General features: G+C 45.9%; 4 protein-coding genes. All 4 read right to left on the bottom strand.

What is annotated here, in order from left to right:
* Positions 1–17: 17 nt before the first annotated feature.
* The gene (locus OSCI_RS12660) at positions 18–962 is read right to left on the bottom strand and encodes an OmpA family protein (RefSeq protein ID WP_007355360.1); all 945 of its coding nucleotides are present in this window, start codon (positions 960–962) and stop codon (positions 18–20) included.
* A gap of 620 nt (positions 963–1,582) precedes the next feature.
* Complete coding sequence (locus OSCI_RS12655) at positions 1,583–1,795, bottom strand: hypothetical protein (RefSeq protein WP_007355359.1); 213 nt, start codon at positions 1,793–1,795, stop codon at positions 1,583–1,585.
* Positions 1,796–2,057: 262 nt separating this feature from the next.
* Positions 2,058–2,450, bottom strand: a complete 393-nt coding sequence (locus OSCI_RS12650) for a response regulator (protein ID WP_007355358.1) — start codon at positions 2,448–2,450, stop codon at positions 2,058–2,060.
* A gap of 282 nt (positions 2,451–2,732) precedes the next feature.
* Positions 2,733–4,208 (bottom strand): diguanylate cyclase (locus tag OSCI_RS12645; RefSeq protein ID WP_157135561.1); only part of this gene is annotated, 1,476 nt, incomplete at its 5' end.

Below are 4,208 nucleotides of genomic sequence, written 5' to 3'. Positions count from 1 at the left end.
CAATTACCCATTACCCATTAACGTAGAGGAGCGATCGCAACTTCAATCCGGCGATTACGTTGGCGATTAGCCTCCGTTGTATTTTCCACCGACGGGCGACTTTCTCCATAGCCGATCGCCACCCAGTGATACTTCTCGCCAAGAGTCTTAGATAAATATTGTTCCACTGCCTGAGCCCTGGCAAAAGACAGATTTTGATTGTCCTTCACCTCCCCAGCATCGTCAGTATGCCCTGCAATGCGAACAGTAGCACCCTCATAGTTTTGCAAATCTGCAATCAAATTATCTAAAATTACGTTAGTTCCGGGGCGCAGAGCACTACTACCAACCTCAAACAAAACATCACTAGGGAGTGTCACCATCAGTGCATCCGCACTAAATACAGAACTGCGATCGCCACTAGATTCATCTGCATTATTAGCTTTAATGCCCGGAATCGGACTGCTATCCTTGCCAACAGCAGGCAAAGCAGGACTGGGCGCTGCGGCGGATGTCGATGTCCCTAACTCCTGTGACATCAATTCCAACCGCTTTTCTAAGCTTTCCGTAGGCTTACTACTGCCTAATTGTGTCTCCAGCGCCGCCGTGCGCCCGATCAGTGCATTTAATTCCCCTTGCAACTGTCTCAAGTCGGCTTGCAGTTTTTGCCTTTGTGTAGGAGTCAATTGCGAACTCGAAGGAGTGGGGATTGGTGAAGGAAGAATCGGACTCGGAGTTGGAGATAGGCGTTTCGGGCCCGCAGCCAGATTCTGAAATTGGCGTAGCAATTTTTCACTCAGAGGTATCTCAGTTCCAGCAGAGGGATATATTTGCGCGGCCGCTACCCCCAAAGCCCACGCAAAACCGCTTCCTACCCCCAGCAGCAGCAGTCGAAATATCAAGGACAGCACAAACAAGCCTGTTCCCGGCGACTTAGGGGCAGAACTCCGGGCGGCTGAAAATTTCTTTGGTGAAGATTTCACGGTTTTTCTCTTTCACTCTAGGGTAATAGCCCGACATTTTATAAAGCCTAGCAGAAGCTAGGCTTTTACTTTAGTCACAGAACTTTTCCTTTGCCAGTCTCCACTGTTTCCAGAAGGGTACTACTTTCCCCCTTGTCCTCTTCATAGCCAGCTTACAAAGACTTATGGCAACTGCCAAGACTCTTAAAACATTCCAAATTACTCAAATCTTTCGGCTGAGCCTGCTCCCTAACGAAGGAAGGACTCACAGCGAAGCCCTTATTTATATTCTATGTTCCTTTCCTTGCAGTAATTTCTCTTCCCTTCTTTCCCTAGTCCCTAACCCCTAACTGACGAAAGCAATTGCTCTATCATAGGACTTACACAAAAAACCCGGTTTCTGACCAAAATCATCGCTTTTTTCGAGAAATATTGACGCAGAAACCAGGTTTTTGACCGAGCGTGCGTAACTCCTATATCAGCTAATCTTACGAATCCCCGTGTATGCAAGACCGGGTAGTGTCAACCCTAACCAGCGATCGATGTATCGTTTTTAATCACCTTTTCCTTGATAGGTTGATTTCTTTCTTTTGTCCTCTAGTAAGAGCCTCTCTTAAAAATGTACCCAGTCTTATTTCCGACTAAGCAATTTCTACCTCATCGATAGTTCTTAATCTAGGTATCCAGGTAGACAATTTTACCAAACCATCTAATTTCTCGATGCTCTTATTAGGAGCTAAAACCATCTCCACCAGATCTGGCATTTCTTGCCAACATTCAGGACAGAACCAGTAAACGCTATTATGACGAGCGTGGCGGAGTAATTGAGAGGAGCAACAAGGGCAAGTATTCATGATATTTCTTAAACCAGATTTAGAACAGATTGATAATTGATTTCCACAAAAAAGTTACTAATGCGAAGAGAACACCTTGACTCTAGTTAAAGTCTGAGTATTCCTATTTCAACCGGGATGTATGTAAATAGTTATATTTGATACCAAATAGGCATCTTTTATACGATCCCTGACATATAATTGAAGTTATATATAAAATATGAAGAACTCGTGAAGGATAAGAAGATTGTTACAAAAGGTAAAATAATTTCACAATCCAGATTTACTCTTCGCTCCAACCCAGAACTTTTGCCATCTGAACAGGCAAGGTCAGCGGTTCAAAAGGCTTATAAATAACACTCACAACTCCCAAACTAGCAAAGTATGCACAGTCACCGGGCATTACCTTAGCAGTCAATAAAATTACCGGGATATGCTTGGTAGCACTATTAGCTTGTAACTGTTGAAAAGTAGTCGGGCCATCTTGGTCAGGCATCATCACATCCAAAAGAATAGCATCCGGCTGCTCAAGAATAGCTTTAGCCAGACCCTCTCCTCCAGAACTAGCCGTCAGGACTTCCCAGCCCCCCACCAGTTCTAGACTGACTTGAGCTACCTCCCGAACATCTTCTGCATCATCAATTACCAAGATCCGCTTTGGATTTAAGCTTAACATCTTTACTTAATATCTTTATGAGAGAGGGAAATTATTCTTAAAGCTTAGAGGGGCTTTGTGAAAAACCCGTGAATTATAGCTAGGGACTAGGGGCGCTTAGGCTAAGGACTAGGGAAGAAGGGAATAGAATCAGCAGGTTGCAGGTAATCCTGTGTTTGTGCCTGAACAAAATTTGCTCTGCATTATCTCTCTAGCTTTTTGTCAGTAATTATAAAAAAATTCAAGGTTTTGACGGATTTTTAAATATGTTTTTATTCGGATTCATGAGTTCGTCTTCGAGCCTTAAACTCCCATGACGCGATCGCGCCCAGCAGCTTTAGCTCGGTAAAGCGCCTCATCAGCAGCTCGATACAAAGCCTGCAAATCATTGCCATCAGATGGATACTCGGCAATACCAGCACTGAAACTGACTCGAAACTTACGGTCATCAGTATCTACAAATTCTTCACTCCTCCAATTAATTAGAACATCCTCAATGCTCTTGATCGCGTCCCGCTTTGCCATCCCGTACATTCCTACAACAAATTCCTCACCGCCCCAACGAGCCACCACATCTTGACCGCCAAAGGTTCGGAGCAATAATTCTCCCAAGCGCCGCAGCACTGTATCCCCCATCGCATGGCCATACTCATCGTTAACCTGCTTGAAGCAGTCTAAATCCAGCAGAGCAAAGCACAGGGATTGGTTGTGGCGATCGGCTAAGTGCAAAAATTGACTCAGGTCTTGAGTGGAACGGCGGCGGTTAGCAACTCCTGTCAGGGCATCGGTTTCAGCTCTGCTACGGAGTAGCTGGCTGCGCTCTAAACGATTGAAAATGCGGTTTACCAGTTCTGGGCCGACTATCGGTTTGGTTACGTAGTCATCTCCTCCAGCCGCAAAGACTTGATGTACCGTCTTGGCATCAGTATGGGCGGTGAGAAATAATATGGGTACTCCGCTCCAACGGGGATCGTTGCGAACGGTGAGACACAGCTCGATTCCTGTCAAATAAGGCATTTCAATGTCTAGAATTAACAGGTCGGGTACGACCACTTCTAGGGTTTCCCAAAACTGTCGCGGGTCATCCAGGGTTAAAGTTTTTACCCCCCAAGGTTCTAGCAATAACCGCAGAGCTGCTAGCATATAGGGGTCATCGTCTACTACCATGACTTTAGCTTCGGCAGTGCGGGAACGTCTGATCGCATCTAGCACTACCTCGATCGCCTGAGCCGGCAGCACTGGTTTCTGTAAAAATGCCCTTCCTCCTAGCCTAGCCACTTGTACTCGCTCAGTAAAATTGCCATGACGAGCGAACACCACTACAGGTACGGGCGGTGTGAGGTTGGTGAAGTCTGCGAGTAATTGATAGGAACTTTCCAGTCTAGTTATACTTTCTGACTCTGAGCTATCCCATCTTTGCTGATGCTGTTTGCAACTAGCAGTCGTTGGGCAATTAATCTTTTCGCTTTCTTTTTTCCCCTGCTCGAAAGTTTGCTGGCGATCGCCTTCCCTACTACCCCGTTCGCCATCATTAAGATTGAGGTCAATGAGTACAACGTCTGGATATAATGAATTACCGTTCCTGTTAGACGAACAGAAAGCCTCTCTCGCTACTGACAAATTCCTGACAACTTCCGTCCTCAGACCTTGCCTGTTTGCCTCTACAACTAACTCGTCAGTAAAAGACTCATCCTCATCCACGATCAGCAGCAAGGGAGATGGCGAGGAGAGGGAGGAGAGAGAGGATGGGGAGGATGGGGAAGGTGGGGAGGATAGGGA

It is taken from the genome of Kamptonema sp. PCC 6506 (genome assembly GCF_000180455.1).
Lineage (GTDB): Bacteria > Cyanobacteriota > Cyanobacteriia > Cyanobacteriales > Microcoleaceae > Kamptonema > Kamptonema formosum.
Note: the sequence above shows the minus strand (reverse complement) of the source record. Positions and strands in the feature narration are given on the sequence as shown.